18 protein-coding genes are annotated in these 20188 nt (G+C 71.2%); 14 read left to right on the top strand and 4 right to left on the bottom strand.

The genetic code is table 11. The features are described from left to right. Positions 1-28 precede the first annotated feature (28 nt). Positions 29-457 carry a DUF805 domain-containing protein gene (locus DEJ03_RS00760; RefSeq protein ID WP_110863162.1) on the top strand — a complete coding sequence of 143 codons (429 nt, stop codon included), beginning with the start codon at positions 29-31 and terminating at the stop codon, positions 455-457. A 50-nt stretch (positions 458-507) separates the two neighbouring features. On the opposite strand, the gene DEJ03_RS00755 is transcribed toward DEJ03_RS00760, so the two are convergent. Next, on the bottom strand, positions 508-864 hold the full coding sequence (locus DEJ03_RS00755; RefSeq protein ID WP_110863161.1) for an MGMT family protein: 357 nt from the start codon (positions 862-864) through the stop codon (positions 508-510). 29 nt (positions 865-893) lie between these two features. Further along, complete coding sequence (locus DEJ03_RS00750; protein ID WP_027466669.1) at positions 894-1349, bottom strand: GNAT family N-acetyltransferase; 456 nt, start codon at positions 1347-1349, stop codon at positions 894-896. An 85-nt stretch (positions 1350-1434) separates the two neighbouring features. Here DEJ03_RS00750 and DEJ03_RS00745 point away from each other — a divergent pair, with 85 nt between their 5' ends. From DEJ03_RS00745 to DEJ03_RS00735, 3 genes are all read left to right on the top strand, one after another. After that, complete coding sequence (locus DEJ03_RS00745; protein ID WP_110863160.1) at positions 1435-2712, top strand: ROK family transcriptional regulator; 1278 nt, start codon at positions 1435-1437, stop codon at positions 2710-2712. A gap of 108 nt (positions 2713-2820) precedes the next feature. Continuing rightward, on the top strand, positions 2821-3780 hold the full coding sequence (locus tag DEJ03_RS17780) for a hypothetical protein (RefSeq protein WP_111099524.1): 960 nt from the start codon (positions 2821-2823) through the stop codon (positions 3778-3780). A gap of 268 nt (positions 3781-4048) precedes the next feature. Beyond that, positions 4049-6475: a lamin tail domain-containing protein gene (locus tag DEJ03_RS00735; protein WP_110863159.1), complete on the top strand. Its 2427-nt coding sequence runs from the start codon at positions 4049-4051 to the stop codon at positions 6473-6475. 160 nt (positions 6476-6635) lie between these two features. Here the strand turns inward: DEJ03_RS00735 and DEJ03_RS00730 are convergent, their stop codons facing one another. Continuing rightward, positions 6636-7148, bottom strand: a complete 513-nt coding sequence (locus DEJ03_RS00730) for a hypothetical protein (RefSeq protein ID WP_181422564.1) — start codon at positions 7146-7148, stop codon at positions 6636-6638. 138 nt (positions 7149-7286) lie between these two features. Here DEJ03_RS00730 and DEJ03_RS00725 point away from each other — a divergent pair, with 138 nt between their 5' ends. The 9 genes from DEJ03_RS00725 (at position 7287) to DEJ03_RS00685 (ending at position 18286) form a co-directional block, all read left to right on the top strand. Next, positions 7287-7841 (top strand): DUF805 domain-containing protein, encoded by a 555-nt coding sequence (locus tag DEJ03_RS00725; protein WP_110863157.1) that lies wholly within the window; start codon positions 7287-7289, stop codon positions 7839-7841. A 9-nt stretch (positions 7842-7850) separates the two neighbouring features. After that, complete coding sequence (locus tag DEJ03_RS00720; RefSeq protein ID WP_110863156.1) at positions 7851-8693, top strand: PhzF family phenazine biosynthesis protein; 843 nt, start codon at positions 7851-7853, stop codon at positions 8691-8693. A gap of 240 nt (positions 8694-8933) precedes the next feature. Next, entirely contained in the window at positions 8934-10292 is a 1359-nt protein-coding gene (locus tag DEJ03_RS00715) for an extracellular solute-binding protein (protein WP_110863155.1), read from the top strand. A 107-nt stretch (positions 10293-10399) separates the two neighbouring features. Then, complete coding sequence (locus DEJ03_RS00710) at positions 10400-11350, top strand: carbohydrate ABC transporter permease (protein ID WP_027466664.1); 951 nt, start codon at positions 10400-10402, stop codon at positions 11348-11350. A gap of 5 nt (positions 11351-11355) precedes the next feature. Next, on the top strand, positions 11356-12249 hold the full coding sequence (locus DEJ03_RS00705; protein WP_371830315.1) for a carbohydrate ABC transporter permease: 894 nt from the start codon (positions 11356-11358) through the stop codon (positions 12247-12249). Positions 12250-12288: 39 nt separating this feature from the next. Continuing rightward, the gene (locus DEJ03_RS00700; RefSeq protein ID WP_110863154.1) at positions 12289-15300 is read left to right on the top strand and encodes a glycoside hydrolase family 38 C-terminal domain-containing protein; all 3012 of its coding nucleotides are present in this window, start codon (positions 12289-12291) and stop codon (positions 15298-15300) included. A gap of 313 nt (positions 15301-15613) precedes the next feature. Beyond that, positions 15614-16573: a hypothetical protein gene (locus DEJ03_RS00695; protein ID WP_110863153.1), complete on the top strand. Its 960-nt coding sequence runs from the start codon at positions 15614-15616 to the stop codon at positions 16571-16573. 119 nt (positions 16574-16692) lie between these two features. Continuing rightward, complete coding sequence (locus DEJ03_RS00690) at positions 16693-17433, top strand: histidine phosphatase family protein (RefSeq protein ID WP_110863152.1); 741 nt, start codon at positions 16693-16695, stop codon at positions 17431-17433. Next, entirely contained in the window at positions 17423-18286 is an 864-nt protein-coding gene (locus DEJ03_RS00685) for an NAD(P)H-hydrate dehydratase (protein ID WP_110863151.1), read from the top strand. Before DEJ03_RS00690 ends, DEJ03_RS00685 begins: the two co-directional genes overlap by 11 nt. 135 nt (positions 18287-18421) lie before the next feature. On the opposite strand, the gene DEJ03_RS00680 is transcribed toward DEJ03_RS00685, so the two are convergent. Beyond that, positions 18422-18859 carry a YdeI/OmpD-associated family protein gene (locus DEJ03_RS00680; RefSeq protein WP_110863150.1) on the bottom strand — a complete coding sequence of 146 codons (438 nt, stop codon included), beginning with the start codon at positions 18857-18859 and terminating at the stop codon, positions 18422-18424. A gap of 184 nt (positions 18860-19043) precedes the next feature. On the opposite strand from DEJ03_RS00680, the gene DEJ03_RS00675 reads away from it, so the two are divergent. Next, positions 19044-20186, top strand: a complete 1143-nt coding sequence (locus DEJ03_RS00675; RefSeq protein ID WP_110863149.1) for an ABC transporter substrate-binding protein — start codon at positions 19044-19046, stop codon at positions 20184-20186. The last annotated feature ends 2 nt before the right edge of the window (positions 20187-20188 follow it).

Genomic DNA, 20188 nt, shown 5'->3' with positions numbered 1-20188 from the left:
GGGCTGCACCACGTGGTTGGCTTGCTCCATGAGCAACGACAGCGTGGTGCAGCCCGGCGGCGTCGCCCTGCACGACCCCTTCTACGGTGCCCCCTTCACCGAGGCCGTCCGACGGTTCTGGCGGAAGTACACCGTGTTCACCGGACGGGCATCGCGCGCCGAGTTCTGGTGGTGGTGGCTGACGTCGTTCGCGATCGGGCTCGTGCTGCAGCTCGTGCCGCAGGTGTTCACGCCGGACACCCCGGTGCTCGAGAACCCGGTCGGCTCGTACCTGTTCATGCTGTGGGTGCTCGCGACGCTCATCGGGTCGCTCGCCCTCGGCGCCCGACGGCTGCACGACGCCAACCTGTCCGGCTTCTGGCAGTTCCTGCACGTGCTGCCGGGCCTCGGCTCGCTCATCGTGTACGTGCTGTGCCTGCTGCCCGCGAACCCGAAGGGTGCGCGCTTCGACCGCTGACGGTGGACCCTGGCGGTGCACCCTGGCGGGCCGGCCTGCGCGGCCGGGGATCAGAACGGGTCGTCCGCGTCCGTGGCGGGTGACCAGCGCGCACGACGCATGTCGAGCCTCCAGGCCGTCGTCCCCTGCACGAGCGGCGTCCCCTCGACGCGGTAGTGCTCGAGCGCCCGGGCCTCGTGGTGCAGCGGCGGGTGCCCACCCGCGCGCACCACGCGCCACCACGGCAGGTCGGCGCCCTCGTGCGCCATCACCTTGCCGACGGCACGCGACGCCCGCGACCCGAGGGCTGCGGCGACGTCGCCGTACGTCATGACGTGACCCGGCGGGATCATCCGCACCACCTCGGCGACGGCGGCGCCGAAGTCGACGACGGCGGCATCGTCGGACGGTACGGCGTCGGAGGGCACGTCGTCGGAGCGTACGTCGTCGGGGAACGCTAGAGCGTCAGGACCGCGAAGTGGTCGCCGTACTGGGTCTCGCGCACGACCTCGAAGCCCACGGCGCGGAAGAACGCCTCGGGGCTGTCGTCGCCGCCCGGCTCGTACACGACCGTCAGTCGCTCGAACCCGCGGCTGCGTGCCTCGTCCGCCAGACCGTGCACGGCGAAGCGACCGACGCCCCGGCCCTGTGCGCTCGCCGCCACGTTGACGCGCCAGATGCAGCTGCGCAGCTCTTCCTGCGCGTTGTCGGCGTCGAACGAACCGATGATCAGGCCGAGGACCTCGTCGTCGTCGAGGACGACACGGGTCCACGCGGAGCTCGGCTTGACGTCGGACTCGGCGACCCCGTAGGTGGTCGGCTGCACGAACTGTTCCTGGCCCGGCTTGAGCGTCAGGGAGTTGGCCGCGGCAGCGGTCTTCGCGGAGAGTTCTTCCAGGCGCAGGTCGGACATGCGGCCAGGCTAACGGTGCAGGCCCTGCGGAAGCCAGTGACGACGGCAGACCGAGACCGCACCGTTGCCGCGGTATGGTCGCGGCATGGCAGAGCATCGACGCGGAGCGAACCTCCCGTCGATCGGCGGGTTCAACCGCACCGTGGTCCTGGACGCCGTCCGCCGCTCGCCCGACGGCCTGAGCCGCGTCGAACTCGCCGCCCGCACCGGCCTGAGCGCGCAGACCGTGTCGAACGTCACCCGGTTCCTGATCGAGGCCGGCATGATCGTCGAGTCCGGCACCGTCGTGTCCGGCCGCGGCAAGCCCCGCACCATCCTGCGGCTCGAACCGGGCAGCCGGTACGCGGTCGGCGTGCACGTCGACCCGGCCGTCGTCACCTACGTGCTGCTCGACCTCGCCGGCACCGTCGTCGCCGCGTCCACGACCTCGACCCCCACCGCCGACGACCCGTCCGAGGTGGTGCGCACCATCGCCTCGGCCGTCGACGGGCTCGTCGCCGACGCCGGGGTGGCCGTCGACAGCGTGCTCGGCGTCGGGATCGCGAGCCCCGGACCCATCGACGTCGAGGCCGGCATCGTGGTCGACCCGCCGTTCCTGCCCCGGTGGCGGGACGTGCCCCTGCGCGATGCGCTCGCCGAGGCCACCGGCTACCCGGTCCTGCTCGAGAAGGACGTCACGGCAGCCGCGGTCGGCGAGATGTTCCTGGCGGGGGAGTCCTCGGCCCGGAACTTCGCGTTCGTGTACTTCGGCACCGGGTTCGGCGTCGGGCTCGTCGTCGACCACGAACCCGTGCGCGGGGTGGGGTCGAACGCGGGTGACGCCGGGCACATCATGGTCGACCAGGGGTCGCTCGCGGGCACCCCGGACGGCTCGGGTACGCGCGGCGAGGTCGGTGCAGCCGTCGCGCCGGACCGGCTGGTGCGGATTGCGCGGTCGCGGGGGCTCGCGTTGTCGGGCGGTGTCGCGGTCACGGAGGCTGGCGCAGACGCGGATGTCGACTCGGTCGACGCCGTGAACGCCGCGTGGGACGAGCTCGCCGTGGCGATCGCCGACGGGGACGACACCGCCGTCACGCTCGCGGCCGAGGCCGGCACCGTCATGGGCAACGCCGTCGTCCTCATCGTGAACCTGCTCGACATCGACCGCGTGGTGTTCGGCGGCCCGTTCTGGTCGCGCATCGCGAGTGCTGCCCTGCCGGCCGCGCGGACCGCCATCGTCGGGTCGCCGCTGCTCGTGCCGAAGCACGCCGTGCAGGTGGTGGAGAGCGACCGCGGTGCCGACGTCGCCGCCGTGGGTGCCGCCTGCCTGGTGCTCGACGCCGCGCTCTCGCCGCGGGCCAGCACCCTGCTCATCCGGCGCTGACGGCACGGCGTCGTCGCTCGGCGCCCTGCCCGGCCGGAGCACTCCGCCCCGGCCCGCTACGCTGCGATCCGACGCAGCCGCCAGGTGTGCGGGATCGACGGGGGACACATGACGGACAGCACGGACACCACGGACAGCGCGAACGACACGGACGGCACGATGGACCCGCGGTGGGCGAGGGTGCGCCCACTCGTGTTCCGGACGATCATCGGCGCGGTCGTCGCCGCGGGCCTGGTCGGCATCGCCGCGGTGCTCCTCGGCGACTTCGGCATGGTCGCGGTCCAGCTGCTCCTGACGATCGTCGTGGTCGTCGTGTTCGCGCTGCTGTCCTGGTACGACGCCGACGTCTCGTCCAGGCGGTCCGGGATCTTCGCGTTCGCGAGCATCGCCACGTCGATGTACCTGCTCGTCGCCGGTCTGTACAAGGTGTGGATCGTGCCGACGGGCGTCTCCGGTGACGGCATCTGGTTCGTCCTGGAGCACTTCTGGCACTGGATCTGGCTCGTCGGCGTCGCTCGGGTGGCGCTCCTGCACGTCCACCTGCTCCTCGTGATCCACCGGCGGTACCCGACGCCCGTCCTGCAGGTCGTCGCGAAGGCCACCGTCGGCGTCATCGCCCTGCTCGCACTGCTGCTCTCGATCCCGCTGCTCGCGCCGGACGTCGACTACGCCCGCGGCTACTGGCGGCTCGTCTGGGTGGTGGTGATCCTCGACCTGCTCGGGACCGTCGTGGTGCCCCTCAGCAACGCCCTGTTCCGTCCGCGAGCCACGCTGCCGTCTGCGACGTGGCCGGTGCCCGAGCAGCAGCCGGCGTGGAGCGCGACGCCGACGCCCGCCGCTCCCGCACCGGCACCCGATGTGCCGCTGCCGCCCGCTCCTGCGCCCGCTCCCGCTCGCGCCTCCACCCCCGGCCCCGCGCCCGAGACGGTCGTCGCGTCCGACGGGCGTCGCTACGCGTCCCGTCCGTCGGCCTCCCGCGCCCTTGCCTGGCCCCGCTACGTCGACGGCACGCCCCTGCCCGCGCTGCCCGACGGGACGCCGGACTTCTCGGAGGTCACCGAGCGCTGACACCTCGAGCAACGCGTGTGCAGAAGACGTCGGGTTCGCCGTGCGGACCCGACGTCTTCTGTTCACCGGATGCGGTGAGCGCGACCGCAGGGCGGACGGGAGGCGCGGTGCGGGCCCGACCCGCGCCTCCCGTCCGCACGCCGCGTGTCCAGGGCACCGGTCGCGACCCGGGACACCGCCCGTTCACCCGGCGGCCACCGGCCGGTCGCGTGGATGCTGAACAGTCGTGCAGGTCTCCGCCCGCTCTCTCCCCCGAGAAGGACCCTACATGCGTGCTCCTGCCCTGCGCCCACCCGCGATGCGGATCGGCGCAGTCGTCGCGACCGCCCTGGTCGTCGCGGCCGGTGTCGTCACCGCCAGTCCGGCCCTCGCCGCCGTCGGTGACGACGACCCGGCCGTCGGCGCCGTCGCGGCGAACGGCCTCGTCGTCAACGAGGTCGAGTCGAACGGCGACGACACCGACTGGGTCGAGCTCAAGAACACCTCGGGCACCGCGATCGACCTGACCGGGTACGCGTTCCTCGACTCCGACAACTCGCACGACGCGTACGTGCTGCCCGGCGGCTCGACGATCGCCGCCGGCGGGTACTTCGTCGTCGACCAGCTGTCCGCGACCGCCCCCGGCTTCGACTTCGGGCTCGGCGGTGCGGACACCGCGCGCCTGTACGACCCCGCCGGCGACCTGGTGCTCCGGTACGCCTGGACGACCCACGCGGGTGTCACCTACGGTCGCTGCGCCGACGGTGTCGGGCCGCTCGTGGACACCACGGCCTCGACGAAGGGCACGGCGAACGACTGCTCCTCGCCCGTGCGCATCAACGAGGTCGAGTCGCAGGACGGCACCCCCGGCGACTGGGTGGAGCTGACCAACACCGGCAGCACCACCGTCGACCTGGGCGGGTACGTGCTGCGCGACAGCGAGGACGACCACACGTACACGATCCCCGCGGGCACGACCGTCGCGGCCGGGGGCTTCACCGTCCTCGACGAGGCGGCGTTCGGCTTCGGACTCGGCAAGGCGGACTCCGTGCGGCTCTTCGACGCCCGCGGTGCGGTCGTCGACTCGACCTCGTGGACGGCGCACGCGAGCGCGACGTACGGCCGCAACCCCGACGGCACCGGGGACTTCGCCGAGACGGCAGCCCCCACGAAGGGCGCGGCGAACCGGTTCGCCGGCGTCGTCACCGCCGAGGCCTGGCCCGGCGGCCCGGACGAGACCGTGCTCGACGACGAGGACACCTTCACCGGTGACCTGAGCGGCCTCGACTGGACGACCTCGGGGAGCTCGCGGGACGGACAGCTCTGGGCCGTGCAGAACGGCGACGGCCTGCTCTACCACCTGACCTCGGACGGCGCGGGCGGCTGGGCGCCGTCGAACGCCGCTGGCACCGACCTGCGCTACGCCGACGGCACGGGCACCCCGGACGCCGAGGGCGTGACCGTCACGAGCGACGACCCCGGCGCCGTCTACGTGTCGACCGAGCGCAACAACGACGTGTCGAGCACGAGCCGTCCGTCGGTCCTGCGCTACGCCACGACCGACGGCTCCGAGGCCACCCTGCGGGCCACCGACGAGTGGAACCTCGCCGCGGACTTCCCCGGGCTCGGCGCGAACGCCGGGCTCGAGGGCGTCACCTGGATCCCGGACACCTGGCTCACCGCGCACGGCTTCGCCGACGAGCGCACCGGCGCCGCCTACGCACCGTCGAGCTACGCCGGACACGGCGAGGGGCTGTTCTTCGTCGGGGTCGAGGGCACCGCGAGTGTGTACGCCTACGCCCTGATGGACGACGGATCCTCGGCGCGGGTCGCCACCATCGCGACCTCGCTCGCCGTCGTCGCCGACGTGCAGTTCGACCCGACGCTCGACGCGCTCTGGGTGGTCTGCGACGAGGTGTGCTCGGGTCGGACCGCGCTGTACGAGGTGACCGACGGAGTCTTCGCCGCGTCGACGCTGTACGAGACGCCGTCGGCCGCTGACCGCACGCTCGCCAACGAGGGCTTCGCGATCTCGGGCGTCTGCACCGACGGGGAGCGCGCGACCTTCTACGCCGACGACAACGACACGGACGGGTTCTCGCTCCGCACGGGGACGTACCCGTGCGAGGGCGGCGACACCGACCCGGGCACGGAGCCGACCCCGACCCCGACCCCGACCCCGACCCCGGGTGACGGTGGCACGACGCCGACGCCGACGCCGACGCCGGTTCCGATCCCGGGTGCGACGCCCACCGCGGATCCGACCCCGGGTCCCTCGGCTCCGCCGGTTGCTCCGGTGGCGCCGTCGGGGTCGCTGTTGACGGAGGTGAGTCGTGGTGGGGTGTCGGCTCCGGCGTCGGCTCGTGCGGGGCAGACGATCACGGTGACGGTGGGCACGCAGTCCGCGGGGCAGAGCGTCAACGTGTGGTTGTTCTCGGAGCCGACGCTGATCGGCACGGCTGTGGTCTCATCCGACGGGACGGTGCGGGTGACGATCCCGGCGGACACGATGGCCGGCGTGCACCGCCTCGCGGTGACGGCTGCTGACGGGAGCCTGATCGGGTGGACCCCGATCACGATCACCGTGGATGGGCAGCTCGCGTTCACGGGTGCTGCGGGCCTCGGTGCCGGTGCGCTGGTGGCGTTCCTGCTGCTCGCGGCGGGCGCGGGTGTGCTGGTCGTGCGCCGCCGCAGGACCGCGGCCGCCGCGGAGTAGTCCCCACGCCCCACGGGCGCACTTCGTGAGCAGGAATGGTCGGGTCCGCAGTGGGGACCCGACCGTTTCTGCTCACCATGCGCGGTGGGCGCGACCGCGTGACGGACGGGAGGCGCGGTGCGGGGCCGCCCCGCGCCTCCAGGCCGGTGGGCGGCTGCGGTCAGTCCGCCGACCCGTGCATGGTCTGGGTGTCGTCCTGACCCGGGATGGCGTCCTTCGTGGTCCAGCCGTACCAGCGGCCGTCGATCTCGGTGACCGCGCGGCCGTCGCCGCAGGTGACGAGGCCCTTCGTCGGGAGCTCCTCGGGCAGGAAGTCGGCGGTCATCGCCGTGCCGCCGTACGACTCGTCGAGCGGGGTGCAGTCGTCCACGTCGACGCCGTCCTTCGAGGCGAACCCGATGACGTACCCGGGCTGGGAGACGTGGAGGCGCACGTCGATGTCCTTCGCGTCCTTCGGCACCCACTTCGGCATGAAGAAGGCCAGGTCCTCGGACTCCCCGGAGCGCGGGGCGTCGGAGTACGCGTCGAAGTGCTTCTGCGGGGTCTTGTTCGGCACGATGTCCTGGATCGCGCTGCAGCCGGCGGTCAGCAGCAGGGCGGACACCCCGGCGGTGGAGGCGAGGGCGATCCGGAGGGTGCGGCGGGCGGTGGTGGGGCGCGTGTCGGTGCTCATGGAACCAGTCTCACGACGGACGCGGCGCTGAAACATCACGTGCGCACCCGGAAGTGGTCGGGGGTTACCCCCACCCGCCGCGCCGGGCCTGCCGAGGAGTACTCAGGAGTGCCCAGGTCGCCCCGGTAAGCAGGTTCGGTGCACCAGACGCAGCAGCCACCGGTCGGAGTCCCCTGGCACCAGGCCACCTTCCCCGCCTCGTTCTCGCGGTTCTGGCGGGGGTACGTCGTGTTCCGCGGTCGTGCCGCTCGTGCCGAGTTCTGGTGGTGGGCGCTGTGGTGGGCGATCATCTCCGCGGCGATCAACATCGTGTACGGCATCGGACTCTTCATGACGCCGCCACCGATGCCGAGCCCGGACGAGACGCGCGTCCTCGACCAGGCGATGCAGTCCTTCAACCCGTTCCCGGTCTGGTGGTTCCTGCTCACGTCGATGCCGGTCTTCGCCCAGATCGCACTGGGGGTCTTCGTGGTCGTCGGACTCGCGGCGCTGCTGCCCTGGATCGCCATCGCGGTGCGGCGGCTCCACGACACGAACCGCTCCGGGTGGTGGGTCCTGCTGTACCTCGTGCCCGCCGGCAACATCGCGCTCGCCGTGTTCCTCGCACTGCCCTCGGAGCCACCCGCGGCACCGCAGCAGTCCGGGCCACCCGTCGGTGATCGGCCCGCGCACCCGGTCGTGACGCCGCAGTAGCGTCGGGGCATGCAGCAGGAGATCCTCCGGTACACCGCCTTCGCCGCCGAGCCGGGCGGTGGCAACCCCGCCGGGCTCGTGCTCGACGCGGCCGGGCTGTCCGACGCCCAGATGCTCGCGATCGCCCGGCAGGTCGGGTACCCCGAGACCGCATTCGTCGTGGGTGCGACGTCGACCGTGCCGCGGGTCCGCTACTTCTCGCCGAGCGCCGAGGTGCCGTTCTGCGGGCACGCCACCGTCGCACTGGCCGTCGCGCTGGCCGAGCGCGAGGGGCCGGGCCGCCGGGTGTTCACGACCCTGGCCGGCGAGGTCACCCTCGACGCCACCGTCGGCGCGGAAGGGTCGGTGCAGGTCGCGATGACGAGCGTCGAGCCGTGGACACGGGACATCGACCCCGCTCTGCTGGCGCGGCTGTTCGACCTGCTCGGACTCTCGGCCGCGGATGTCGCTGCGGGGTTCCCGGTGCTGGAGTCCTTCGCCGGCAACTGGCACCCGGTGCTCGTGCTGCACGACGGCGAGCTGTTCCACCAGTTCCGGTTCGCGCCGGGGCCCCTCGCCGAGCTCAAGCGCGAGGCCGGCTGGGCGGGGACGGTCACGGTACTGCACCGCACCGGCGACCGGGAGTACGAGGCGCGCAACCTGTTCCCCGCCGGGCGCATCACCGAGGACCCGGCGACGGGATCGGCGGCGGCGTCCACCGGGGCGTACCTGCGGCAGATCGGTGCAGTGCAGCCGGGCGACCGCATCACGATCCGGCAGGGGCGACACGTCGGGCGTCCGAGTCTGCTGCTCGTGGACGTGCCCGAGGCCGGCGGGATCACGGTGACGGGGAGCGCGACCCCGATCTCCTGACGGACGTTCCTTCCCAGAACGCACGCGATGGGAAGCGGGATCGGGCGTACCTGGTCGAAACTTCCGACCCGGTACGCCCGTTTCCGCTCGGTACGCCCGATTCCGCCCGGTACGCCCGATTCGACCCGGTAGGCCCGAATCGGCCCGAGAAACTCCTTGACACGGTTAAGTCAATACGGTGGACTAATCCTGCGCGCGGGCGATGGTGCCCGCGGACATCACCCGTGCAAAGGAGCACCGATGAAACGCACCCGCATCATCGCCGGACTCGCAGCTGTGGCCGTGGCCGCAGTCGGTCTGGCTGGCTGCTCGAGCTCGGGGTCCGCCTCGAGCGACACGATCAAGATCGCGTACCAGAAGTTCGGCGCCTTCCAGCAGCTCGACGCCCAGATGAAGGTCGTCAAGAAGCAGTACGAGAAGGACAACCCCGGCAAGAAGGTCACCCTCGTGCCAATCCAGGCGCAGGGCAACGACTACTACACGAAGCTCGCGCTCATGAACAAGGCGCCGGCCACCGCCCCGGACGTCATGTACGAGGACACGTTCCTCGTCAAGGCCGATGCCGAGGCGGGCTACCTGCTGCCACTCGACAAGTACACGGACAAGTGGGACGAGTGGGACCAGTTCTTCGACAACGCCAAGCAGGCCGGTCAGGGTGACGACGGCAAGATCTACGGTGTCCCGATGGGCACCGACACCCGAGCCCTCTGGTACAACAAGGACATCTTCAAGAAGGCCGGGCTCGACGTCCCGTGGAAGCCGAAGACGTGGGACGACGTGCTCGCGGCGGCGAAGACCATCAAGGACAAGCAGCCCGACGTCATCCCGTTCAACATCTACTCGGGCAAGGCGCAGGGCGAGGCCTCGACCATGCAGGGCTTCGAGATGCTCCTGTACGGCGCCGACGGCTCCGGCAACACCCTGTACAAGGACAAGAAGTGGGTCACCGGCTCGAAGCAGTTCGAGGACTCGCTCAAGTTCGTGAAGGACGTCTACCAGGGCGGCCTCGGCCCGACACCGCAGCAGGCGCTCGACACGAACGTCGGCACGACCATCGCCCAGACGTGGCTGCCGAAGGGCAAGCTCGCGATCGACCTGGACGGTTCGTGGCAGTCCGGCACGTGGCTGAAGTCCGGCACCGCGCCGTGGCCCGAGTGGAACGACGTGATGGGCCAGGCACCCATGCCGACCCAGAACGGGCAAGCTCCCGGCTACAACTCGATGTCCGGCGGCTGGACCCTGGCGGTCGGCGCGAAGTCGAAGAACCCGCAGGCGGCGTTCGACTTCATCACGAGCTTCCTCGACAAGGACGGTTCGCTGAAGTACGACACCGAGAACAGCCAGATCGCCGTCCGGAAGGACGTCGCGGACGACCCGGCCTACACGGCGGCGAACCCGACGTTCAAGTTCTTCTCGGGGCTGGTGGAGAATACCAACTTCCGCCCGGCGACGAGTGACTACTCGCAGGTGTCCAACGCGATCCAGGTCGCGATGGAAGCGGTCATGACCGGTCAGCAGTCGCCGAAGGACGCGGCTGCCGCCTACGACAAGGCCGTCACGCAGGTGGTCGGCAAGGAGAACACCGTCTCCGCTGGTTGACGGACGTCACCCACTGACGGACTGGAGGCGCGGGGCGGTCCCGCACCGCGCCTCCCGTCCGTCCTTCCCCACCTTCGGAACCCCTCCGCACCCGGAAGGCACCCATCGTGTCCAGCACCCCCCTCGCGCCGACGCTGTCGGCGCCCGGTGCGCCGAAGCGCACCGATCCACCCGTGCCGCGCAAGCGGCGACCGCTGCGGAACGTCGGACGAGCGGTTCCGCTCATCCCCGCCCTGGTCCTCCTCGTCATCTTCCTGCTGGGCCCCGTCATCTCGTCGTTCTACGGGTCCTTCACCAACTCGGCCCTGACCGGCGCCAGCGCGGCCGACCAGCAGTTCGTCGGGTTCCAGAACTACGTCGAGCTGTTCCAGGACCCGGACTTCCCGAAGTCCGTCATCCTGACCGTCGTCTTCCTGCTGGCCTCGGCCGTGGTGGGACAGAACGTGCTCGGCCTCGGACTGGCCCTGCTGATGCGCTCGGCGAACAAGGCCGTCCGGGCGATCGTCGGCACCTTCGTGGTGGCGGCGTGGGTCCTGCCCGAGATCGTGGCGTCCTTCGCGGCGTACGCGTTCTTCAACGACGAGGGGACACTCAACACGTTCCTCGCCTCGATCGGGATCACCGGCGCGAACTGGCTCTACACGTACCCGATGCTCGCCGTGATCCTGGCGAACATCTGGCGCGGCACCGCGTTCTCGATGCTCGTCTACTCGGCCGCCGTGCAGGAGGTCCCCGAGGAGATCACCGAGTCCGCCGAGGTCGACGGAGCCACCGGCTGGCAGCGGCTCGTCTACATCACGCTCCCGGTGATCCGCCGGAGCATCTCGACGAACCTCATGCTCACGACGTTGCAGACCCTGTCGGTCTTCACGCTGATCTTCGTGATGACCGGCGGCGGCCCGGGCACGAACTCGTCGACCCTGCCGATCCTGGCGTACCAGGAGGCGTTCAAGTTCTCGCAGCTCGGCTTCGGGACGGCGATCGCGACCATCCTGCTCGTGGTGGGGGCGGTCTTCTCGATCATCTACATCCGGGCCCTCAAGCCGGAGGTGGACTGATGGCCATGACAGCCCCGTCCCTCGACCAGACCACGACCCGCTCGGTGACCGCACCGGGGTCGATGCACATGACGTCCCCGCGCGGCCGCACCATGCGGTGGGTGTCGAACGTCGTGCTGCTCGTCATCGCGGTGTGCTTCGCGGTGCCGCTGCTCTGGCTCGTGCTCGCCTCGTTCGACACCCAGGCCTCGCTGTCGGTGAAGCTGCCCTCGCAGTTCACGCTCGACAACTTCGCGAAGGTGCTCACCCCCGAGCTGTCGTTCATCCCGCTCGCGAACAGCCTGCTGCTCTCCGGCGGCACCGCGGTCGTCACCGTGGTGTTCGCCCTGCTCGCCGCGTACCCGCTGTCCCGGTACAAGATGCGGGTCAACAAGCCGTTCCTGTACAGCATCCTGTTCGGCACCGGCCTGCCGATCACCGCGATGATGGTGCCCGTCTACGCACTGTTCGTGTCGCTCAACCTGATCGACAACGTGTGGGGCTGCATCTTCTTCCTCGCCGCCACGTCGCTGCCGATGGCGATCTGGATGGCGAAGAACTTCATGGACTCGGTGCCGATCTCGCTGGAAGAGGCGGCGTGGACCGACGGCGCCTCGATGCTCACCACCCTGACCCGCATCGTGATCCCGCTCATGCGTCCGGGCATCGCGGTCGTGTTCATCTTCGTGTTCATCCAGGCGTGGGGGAACTTCTTCGTCCCCTTCGTCCTGCTGCTCTCGCCCGAGAAGGTGCCCGCCGCGGTGAGCATCTTCAACTTCTTCGGGCAGAACGGGGCGGTGGCGTACGGCCAGCTCGCCGCGTTCTCGATCGTCTACTCCGTGCCCGTCATCGCCCTCTACGTGATCGTGTCCCGAGGCCTCGGCGGCGGCAACGCCCTCGCCGGCGGCATCAAGGGCTGATCCGCCGGTCCACCCCGGCACACTCTCGAAAGGAAACACATGCACCAGGACGAACCGCTCGTCGAGGCCCGGATCGCCCGCCTCGTGCGCGACCGTGTCGACCCCGCCGTCCTCCGTCGCTCGGCCCCGGTGACGATCGAGGCGTGGGAGGTGCCGGGCGAACCGGTGCCGTTCGACGCCGCCGTGGGCGAGACGTACACACCGTTCACGGTGGGGTCGCACTGGGGCGGACGCCCGTGGGGCACGACGTGGTTCCGGGTGACCGGGACCGTGCCGGCGGACTTCGGCACCGCGCCGGGGACCACCGCCGAGCTCCTCGTCGACCTGGGGTTCACCAAGCGGCAGCCCGGGTTCCAGGCCGAGGGACTCGCGTTCCGCGCCGACGGCTCCACGATCAAGGCGATCGAGCCGCGGAACGACACCGTGCCGCTCGAGGTCGGCCCGGGGGAGGCCTTCGAACTCTGGATCGAGGCCGGGGCGAACCCGGACATCGGCGGCGACTCGTTCCAGGGTGCGACGCCGCTCGGCTCGCGCTCCACCGCCGGCGACGACCCGATCTACCGCCTGAAGGCCCTCGAGGTCGTCGAGCGCGACGACACCGTGTGGGAACTGCAGCAGGACCTCTGGGTGCTGCGCGGGCTGATGGCCGAGCTCCCCACCGACGGCACCCGCGGCGCCGACATCCTGCGGGCACTCGAACGCGCCGCCGACGCCCTGGACCCGGACGACGTCGCCGGCACCGCCGCGGACGCCCGTCAGGTCCTGGCGCCCGTGCTCGCCGTCCCCGCCAGTCCCGCCGCCCACCGCGCGATCGCCGTCGGGCACGCCCACATCGACTCCGCCTGGCTGTGGCCCGTGCGCGAGACGAAGCGCAAGTGCGCCCGGACGTTCTCGAACGTGCTCGACCTGATGGACCGCGACCCCGACTTCACCTTCGCCTGCTCGTCCGCGCAGCAGTACGCGTGGATCCGCGACGAGTACCCGTCCATCTGGACCCGCATCAAGCAGCGCGTCGCCGAGGGCCGGTGGATCCCCGTCGGCGGCATGTGGGTCGAGTCGGACACCAACCTGCCCGGCGGTGAGGCCCTGGCGCGCCAGTTCGTCGCCGGCAAGCGCTTCTTCCTCGAGGAGTTCGGCATCGACACCCCCGAGGCCTGGCTCCCCGACTCGTTCGGCTACTCGGGCGCCCTGCCGCAGATCGTCCGCGCCGCCGGGTCGAAGTGGTTCGTCACCCAGAAGCCGTCGTGGAACGAGACGAACGTCATCCCGCACACCTCGTTCCACTGGGAGGGCATCGACGGCTCGCGCGTCCTGACGCACCTGCCCCCGGCCGACACCTACAACTCCGACGTCTCGCCCGCCGACCTGCGCCGCGGCGAACGGAACAACAAGGAACGCGGCACCGCGAACACCTCGATGCTGCTGTACGGCTTCGGCGACGGCGGTGGCGGTCCCACCCGCGAGATGGTCGGCGCCGCACACCGCCAGCACGACCTCGACGGGTCGCCCCACGTCACACTCGGCACGCCGGCGCAGGTGTTCGAGCAGCTCGAAGCCGAGCTGCCGACACCCGGGGTCTGGTCGGGGGAGATGTACCTCGAGTTCCACCGCGGCACCTACACGTCGCAGATCCGCACGAAGCAGGGCAACCGCCGCTCCGAGCACCTGCTCCGCGAAGCCGAGCTCTGGGCGGCGACGGCGGCGGTCCGGCTCGGCAGCGAGTACCCGTACGCCGAACTCGAGGACGCCTGGCACACCGTCCTGTTGCAGCAGTTCCACGACATCCTGCCCGGGTCCTCGATCGCGTGGGTGTACGAGAACGCCGAGGAGCAGTACGCCCGGGTCGCCGAGGTGCTCGAGGGGCTGATCGGCAGTGCGACGACGGCGCTCGTCGGCGCTGCCGACGACGCCGCGTCGGTCGTGCGCTTCAACGCCTCGCCGGTCGCGGCAGGGGACATGACCGCCCTGGCAGGTTCGGTCGTCCACGCACCGCGACCCGTGCCTCCCGTCCGGAGCGGCGACCGCTTCGTCTTCGACACCGGCGTCGTCACCGCGACCATCGACGCTGCCGGCCACGTCGTCTCGTTCGTCGATCACGCCACCGGACGCGACGCGATCGCACCAGGCGCTGCGGCGGCGGAGTACACGGTCTTCCGGGACACCCCGAACCAGTGGGAGGCCTGGGACATCGACCGCGCGTACCAGCGCAACGGCACGGTGCTGTCGGCGTCGTCGGTCGCGATCGCAGGCGACGAGCTCGTCGTGGAACGGTCCTTCGGATCGTCGACGCTCACCACGCGCTACTCCGCCGTGCAGGGCGAACCGGAGCTGACCGTCGAGACCGAGGTCGACTGGCACGAGCACCAGAAGCTGTTGAAGCTCGCGTTCCCGATCGACGTGCTCGCGTCGTCGGCCTCGAGCGAGATCCAGTTCGGGCACATCGACCGGCCGACGCACCAGAACACCTCGTGGGACCACGCCCGCTTCGAGACCTCGGCACACCGCTGGGTGCACGTCGCGGAGCCCGGGTTCGGCGTCGCCGTGGCGAACGACTCGACCTACGGCCACGACATCACGCGCGAGACCCGGCCGGACGGCGGGATCACCACGCTCGTGCGGGAGTCGCTGCTGCGCGGACCGACGTTCCCGGACCCGAACGCCGACCAGGGGCACCACGTGTTCCGGACGGTGCTGCGGATCGGGGCCTCGGTGCTCGACGCCGCCGACTCCGGGTACCGGCTGAACCTGCCGGTGCGGAGCGTCCCCGGGTCGTCCGAGGTCGCGCCGCTCGTCACGGTGTCGTCGCCGCAGGTGTTCGTCGAGGCCGTCAAGCTCGCCGAGGACCGCTCCGGAGACGTCGTCGTGCGACTGTACGAAGGACTCGGGGGCCGGGCTGCTGACGTCGGGGTCACCTTCGGGTTCGACGCTGCGTCGGTGGCGCAGGTCGACCTGCTCGAACGGCCGCTGGAGCGCTCGTGGTCGGCCGGGGAGCCCGTCGTGCTGACCCTGCGGCCGTTCGAGATCGTGACGCTGCGCGTGCGTCGGGCCTGAGGCAGCGGGCCGGCGTTCGGTCGGGGAGAGACCGCGGCGCCGGACGGGACACGGGTGCGTTCCGTCCGGCGCCGTGTTGCGTGGGGTGCGGGTGGGGTGCGGGCGCGGGCCGGGCCGGGTGGAATCGGGCGTAGCTGGTCGAATCGGGCGTACCTGGTCGGAACTTCTGGCCAGGTATGCCCGATTTCGCTTGGCATCGCGGCCGTTCTGGGAAGGAACGTCTCCCCTCCACAACCGTCCAGGCCTGGAGGCCCGTCCACAGTTCCCGACATCGGCCTCCGGAACGGATGGCCGGTCCGGCATCGTCACGTGCATGAACGAGTCGCTGCCCATCCTCCGAGCCTCCGCCATGCACGAGGCCGGCCTCGATGCCACCACCCTGCGCCGCCGGACCCGGACCCAGGGTGTCGGCCGCCTGGTCCGGGTCGGACCGAACGCCTTCGTCGACGGTGCCGCGTGGGACGCCGCCGGGCCTCGTCAGCGGTACGTCACCCGGGTCTTCGCGCGGCTCGGTCGACTCGGCACGCAGGCGACGGCCTCGCACCTGTCCGCGGCGGCCCTGCACGACCTCCCAGCGCTCGGCGGGTGGGACGTCCCGGTGCATGCGACGGTGCCGGAGTCGATGTACCGGGGCCGGAGCGCCGAGCTGGTCCTGCACACGAGACCCGTCGGTCGGGGCGAACGGGCCACGGTCGGTGCGATCGCGGTCACCTCCGTCCCCCGGACCGTCGTCGACGTGGCGATGACCGGCGACCTGCGGGCGGGCGTCGTCATCGCGGACGCCGCGCTGCGACGTGGGTTCGACGACGCCGACCTCCGACGAGCGGTTCCTCCGAAGGCCCGCGCCCGAGCCCTGGCGCAGCAGGTGCTCGACCTGGCCGATGCTCGGTCCGGGTCACCGGCCGAGTCGATCGCTCGGGTCGTGTTCCGGGAGCTCGGGCTTCCGGACCCGGTGCTGCAGCAGGAGTTCGTCGTCGACGGACGTCGGTCCGCAGTCGACTTCTGGTTCCCGGACCACGGGGTCATCGTCGAGATCGACGGACGGGCCAAGTACTCGCAGGAGCGCTACCTGGGCGGCCGGAGTCCGACCGAGGTGTTCCTCGACGAGAAGCGGCGGCACGGTCGCTTGCTCACCGTGCCGGGTGTGCGGACGATCATCCGGCTCGAGTGGCGAGACCTGTTCGACCTCGATGCGCTGGCGCTGCGACTCCGGGCGGCGGGGCTCCCGTGCGCGGTCCGACCGGTCCGGAGCGCTCGGCTCCGTACGGGGTGACCGTCCGACTCCGGACGGGCTGACCGTCCGGCGCCGCGCGGGGCGACCGTCCGGCACCGCACGGGGTGATCGTCCGGCGCCGGTGAACCGGCACAGCACGCTCTGGCTAGCGTGGCGGCATGGCAGTGCAGGAGATCTGGCTCGTCCGTCACGGCGAATCGGTCGCGAACGTCGCGGCGGCTCGGGCCGAAGCCGCGGGTGAGGACGTGATCGACGTCGAGTTCCGGGACGCCGACGTCCCGCTCAGCCCGCTCGGCACCGATCAGTCCCGGGCCCTCGGGCAGGAGCTCGCCGACCGCGGGATCGACGACGTCCCCGTCGCGCTGTGGGTGTCGCCGTACCTCCGCGCACAACAGACCATCGCGATCGCGCTCGAGGCAGCCGGCATCACCGAACCCGAGAAGCGGGTGGACGAGCGGCTGCGCGACCGTGAACTCGGCGTCCTCGACCTACTGACCCTGCAGGGCGTCCGCAACCGGTACCCGGACGAGGAACGCCGGCGGCAGTGGCTTGGCAAGTACTACCACCGGCCGGCGGGCGGGGAGTCGTGGGCGGACGTGATGCTCCGGCTCCGGTCGCTCCTCGGCGATGTCGAGCGGGTCGACGGCGCCGAGCGCCTGGTGATCGCCGCGCACGACGCCGTGGTGATGCTCGCCGTCGCGGTGTGCCTCGACCTCGACGAGCCGGCGCTCATGGAGTTCGCCCGGACCCACGCCGTCGCGAACGCCTCTCTCACGCGACTCCGTCGCGACGATGCCGGATCGCCGTGGGTGCTCGAAGAGTTCTCCTCCGTCGGACACCTGGACGACGACGAGGTCACCCAGCACACCGGCCGGAAGGACGACGAACATGTCCACTGAACCCGTCACCCCGAACTTCCTGCGGGACTGGCCACTGCCCGAACCCGGTGCCGGCAAGTACGGCCGCGGGCAGGTGCTCATCGTCGGCGGCGCCGCTCGGACCCCCGGTGCGGCGATGCTCTCCGCGCTCGCCGCACTCCGCGTCGGCGCCGGTCGCCTCACCCTGGCGGTCGGCCGGAGCGTGGCGAACGAGGTCGCGGTCGCGGTGCCCGAGTCCGGGGTCGAACCACTCGACGAGGACCAGGACGGACACATCGCCGTCGGTGCGATCGAGGGCATCGCGGACAGCGCCTCGAGCGCCGACGCGGTGCTGGTCGGGCCGGGGCTCGACGAGCCGGACGGTTCGCGTGACCTCGTGGCCGAACTCGCCGACGTCGTCGGTCCGCAGACCACCGTCGTGCTCGACGCCTTCGCCCTCGGGGTGGCCGCCGACGTGCGGGACCGCCTGGAACCGCTGCGTGGACGGCTCGTGATGACGCCGAACTCCGGCGAGGCCGAACGCCTGCTCGGGCGGGAGTGCAGCGACGACGACGTGGCCGACGCCGTGGCGATCGCGAACCGCTTCGGAGCGGTCGTGGCCCTCGGCGACTCCATCGCCACACCGCAGGGTCGGGCGTGGCTCAAGGGCACCGGCTCCGGCGGTCTCGGCACGAGCGGCAGTGGCGACGTGCTGTCCGGCGCGGTCACCGGCCTGCTCGCCCGCGGCGCCGATCCGGCACAGGCCGTGGCGTGGGCGTCCTACGTGCACGCTGCCGCAGGTGACCGGCTCGCGGTGCAGGTCGGTCCGCTCGGCTACCTGGCGAGCGAGCTCGTGACAGAGATCCCGCGGGTCCTGGTCGAGCTCGGGGCCTGAGCGCGCCCGTTCTTTCCCAAAACGCCCGCGTTACCTGGCGCTTTCGGGCATACCTGCCGAGAACTTCCGACCAGGTACGCCCGAATCGACCAGGTACGCCCGGAACGACCAGACCGCCCGACCCCGCCCCGACCCCTACCCCCGCAGCGACTCCACGGCCTTCTCGATCCGCCGGGCCCGGGTCTCCGGGGCCTTCGCCTGCGCGACCGGGTCGGCGAGTGCGCGCTGCCGTGAGTTCGACAGGGTGTCGAACGCCGCACGCACGCCGGCCTCCTGCAGCGCGGCGGCCAGGTCCTCCGGCAGGTCGACGGTCCGGGGCAGGGTGTCGACCTCGAGCGAGACCTCGACGGTGTCCCCGGCGGTGATCCCGGCGGCCGCACGGTGCGAGGCCGACAGCGGCACCAGGAACTGCTCGTCCATGACCCCGATGGTGGAGCGGTAGGTGTAGCCCCGGTCGATCGTGACGACCACCGCGGGGCGCTTGCCGGATCCGAGCGCCTCGATGACGGACTCCGGGACGGGGAGTCCGGTCGCCGTCTTCCGCGCTTGCAGGACCGTCGTCGTGAACCGCATCCGTGCCTCCAGGCCTGGTGTGGGCGCGACCCTGCGCCCAGAACGAGCAAAGCGTACAGCCGCACCCGCTGTTCCGCCGTCGTTCACCACCGGAGCACGGGCCGGAAACCGGCCGCGTCCACGATCGACCAGAACCCGGACACCCGGTCCCCGCAGCACCTTCCCCCACCCGAAAGGCCCACCCGTGCAGCACAAGCGCACCCTGGCCGGCATCGCCCTGGCCGCCGCAGCAGTCGTCACCCTCGCCGGATGCTCCTCGACGAGCTCCGCCAGCACGAGCAAGGGCGACGCCGACTGGAAGACCACCACCAGCGCCCAGTCCGCCGGCGGCATGGACGCCCTGGTCAAGGCGGCCAAGGCCGAGGGCCAGCTCAACGTCATCACGCTCCCGCCGACGTGGGCCAACTACGGCAAGATCATCGACGGCTTCACCAAGAAGTACGGCATCAAGATCAACTCCGCGAACCCGAACGGCTCGAGCGCCGACGAGGTCGCCGCGGTCAAGTCGCAGAAGGGCCAGAGCACCGCCCCCGACGTGCTCGACCTCGGCAACGCCGTCCTGCAGGAGAACCTCGACCTGTTCGCCGACTACAAGGTCGCGAACTGGGACGACATCCCCACGAACCTGAAGGACGAGGACGGCGCCTGGACGCGCGACTACACCGGCCTGATGTCGATCGGGTACGACTCGTCGAAGATCTCCGACGCCCCGAAGGACATGACGGACCTGCTCGGCTCCGAGTACAAGGGCAAGGTCTCGATCGGCGGCGACCCGACGCAGGCGAACCAGGCGGCGTCCGCGGTGTACCTGGCGGCGCTGGAGAACGGCGGCTCGGCCGACGACATCACCAAGGGCGTCGCCTTCTTCGGCAAGCTCAAGCAGGCCGGCAACTTCCAGAACGTGCTGCCGACGCAGGCCACCGTCGCCTCGGGTGAGACCCCGGTCGTCGTCCAGTGGTCGTACAACAACCTGGCCTGGGGCCCGGCGGCGGGCGCGAGTGGCAACAAGGACTGGAAGACCGTCGTCCCGAAGGGGCAGGCGCTCGGCTCGTACTACTCGCAGGCCATCAACAAGGACGCCCCGCACCCCGCGGCCGCCCGCCTGTGGGAGGAGTACATCGCCAGCCCCGAGGTCCAGAACCTGTACCTGCAGGCCGGCGCCTTCCCCTCCACCCTCGCCGCGCTGACGAAGTCGGGCAAGGTCGACCAGGACGCCCTCGACGCCGCCGGTGGCGCACCGAAGGACTACGTCGAGCTGACCGACGCGCAGGTCGCCGACGCCGCCAAGGTGCTCAAGGCCAAGTGGTCCTCGACGATGGGGTCCTGAGC

This window comes from Curtobacterium sp. MCLR17_043 (assembly GCF_003224215.1).
Taxonomy (GTDB): Bacteria; Actinomycetota; Actinomycetes; order Actinomycetales; family Microbacteriaceae; genus Curtobacterium; species Curtobacterium flaccumfaciens.
This window is presented reverse-complemented; position numbering and strand designations above follow the sequence as displayed.

What these genes read in the sequence shown, in the direction of transcription:
- DEJ03_RS00760 (WP_110863162.1), top strand. Translation starts at nt 29, where the DNA reads ATGAGCAACGACAGCGTGGTGCAGCCCGGCGGCGTCGCCCTGCACGAC.
- DEJ03_RS00750 (WP_027466669.1), bottom strand. Translation starts at nt 1,349, where the DNA reads ATGTCCGACCTGCGCCTGGAAGAACTCTCCGCGAAGACCGCTGCCGCG.
- DEJ03_RS00745 (WP_110863160.1), top strand. Translation starts at nt 1,435, where the DNA reads ATGGCAGAGCATCGACGCGGAGCGAACCTCCCGTCGATCGGCGGGTTC.
- DEJ03_RS17780 (WP_111099524.1), top strand. Translation starts at nt 2,821, where the DNA reads ATGACGGACAGCACGGACACCACGGACAGCGCGAACGACACGGACGGC.
- DEJ03_RS00735 (WP_110863159.1), top strand. Translation starts at nt 4,049, where the DNA reads ATGCGTGCTCCTGCCCTGCGCCCACCCGCGATGCGGATCGGCGCAGTC.
- DEJ03_RS00730 (WP_181422564.1), bottom strand. Translation starts at nt 7,148, where the DNA reads ATGAGCACCGACACGCGCCCCACCACCGCCCGCCGCACCCTCCGGATC.
- DEJ03_RS00720 (WP_110863156.1), top strand. Translation starts at nt 7,851, where the DNA reads ATGCAGCAGGAGATCCTCCGGTACACCGCCTTCGCCGCCGAGCCGGGC.
- DEJ03_RS00715 (WP_110863155.1), top strand. Translation starts at nt 8,934, where the DNA reads ATGAAACGCACCCGCATCATCGCCGGACTCGCAGCTGTGGCCGTGGCC.
- DEJ03_RS00705 (WP_371830315.1), top strand. Translation starts at nt 11,356, where the DNA reads ATGACAGCCCCGTCCCTCGACCAGACCACGACCCGCTCGGTGACCGCA.
- DEJ03_RS00700 (WP_110863154.1), top strand. Translation starts at nt 12,289, where the DNA reads ATGCACCAGGACGAACCGCTCGTCGAGGCCCGGATCGCCCGCCTCGTG.
- DEJ03_RS00695 (WP_110863153.1), top strand. Translation starts at nt 15,614, where the DNA reads ATGAACGAGTCGCTGCCCATCCTCCGAGCCTCCGCCATGCACGAGGCC.
- DEJ03_RS00690 (WP_110863152.1), top strand. Translation starts at nt 16,693, where the DNA reads ATGGCAGTGCAGGAGATCTGGCTCGTCCGTCACGGCGAATCGGTCGCG.
- DEJ03_RS00685 (WP_110863151.1), top strand. Translation starts at nt 17,423, where the DNA reads ATGTCCACTGAACCCGTCACCCCGAACTTCCTGCGGGACTGGCCACTG.
- DEJ03_RS00680 (WP_110863150.1), bottom strand. Translation starts at nt 18,859, where the DNA reads ATGCGGTTCACGACGACGGTCCTGCAAGCGCGGAAGACGGCGACCGGA.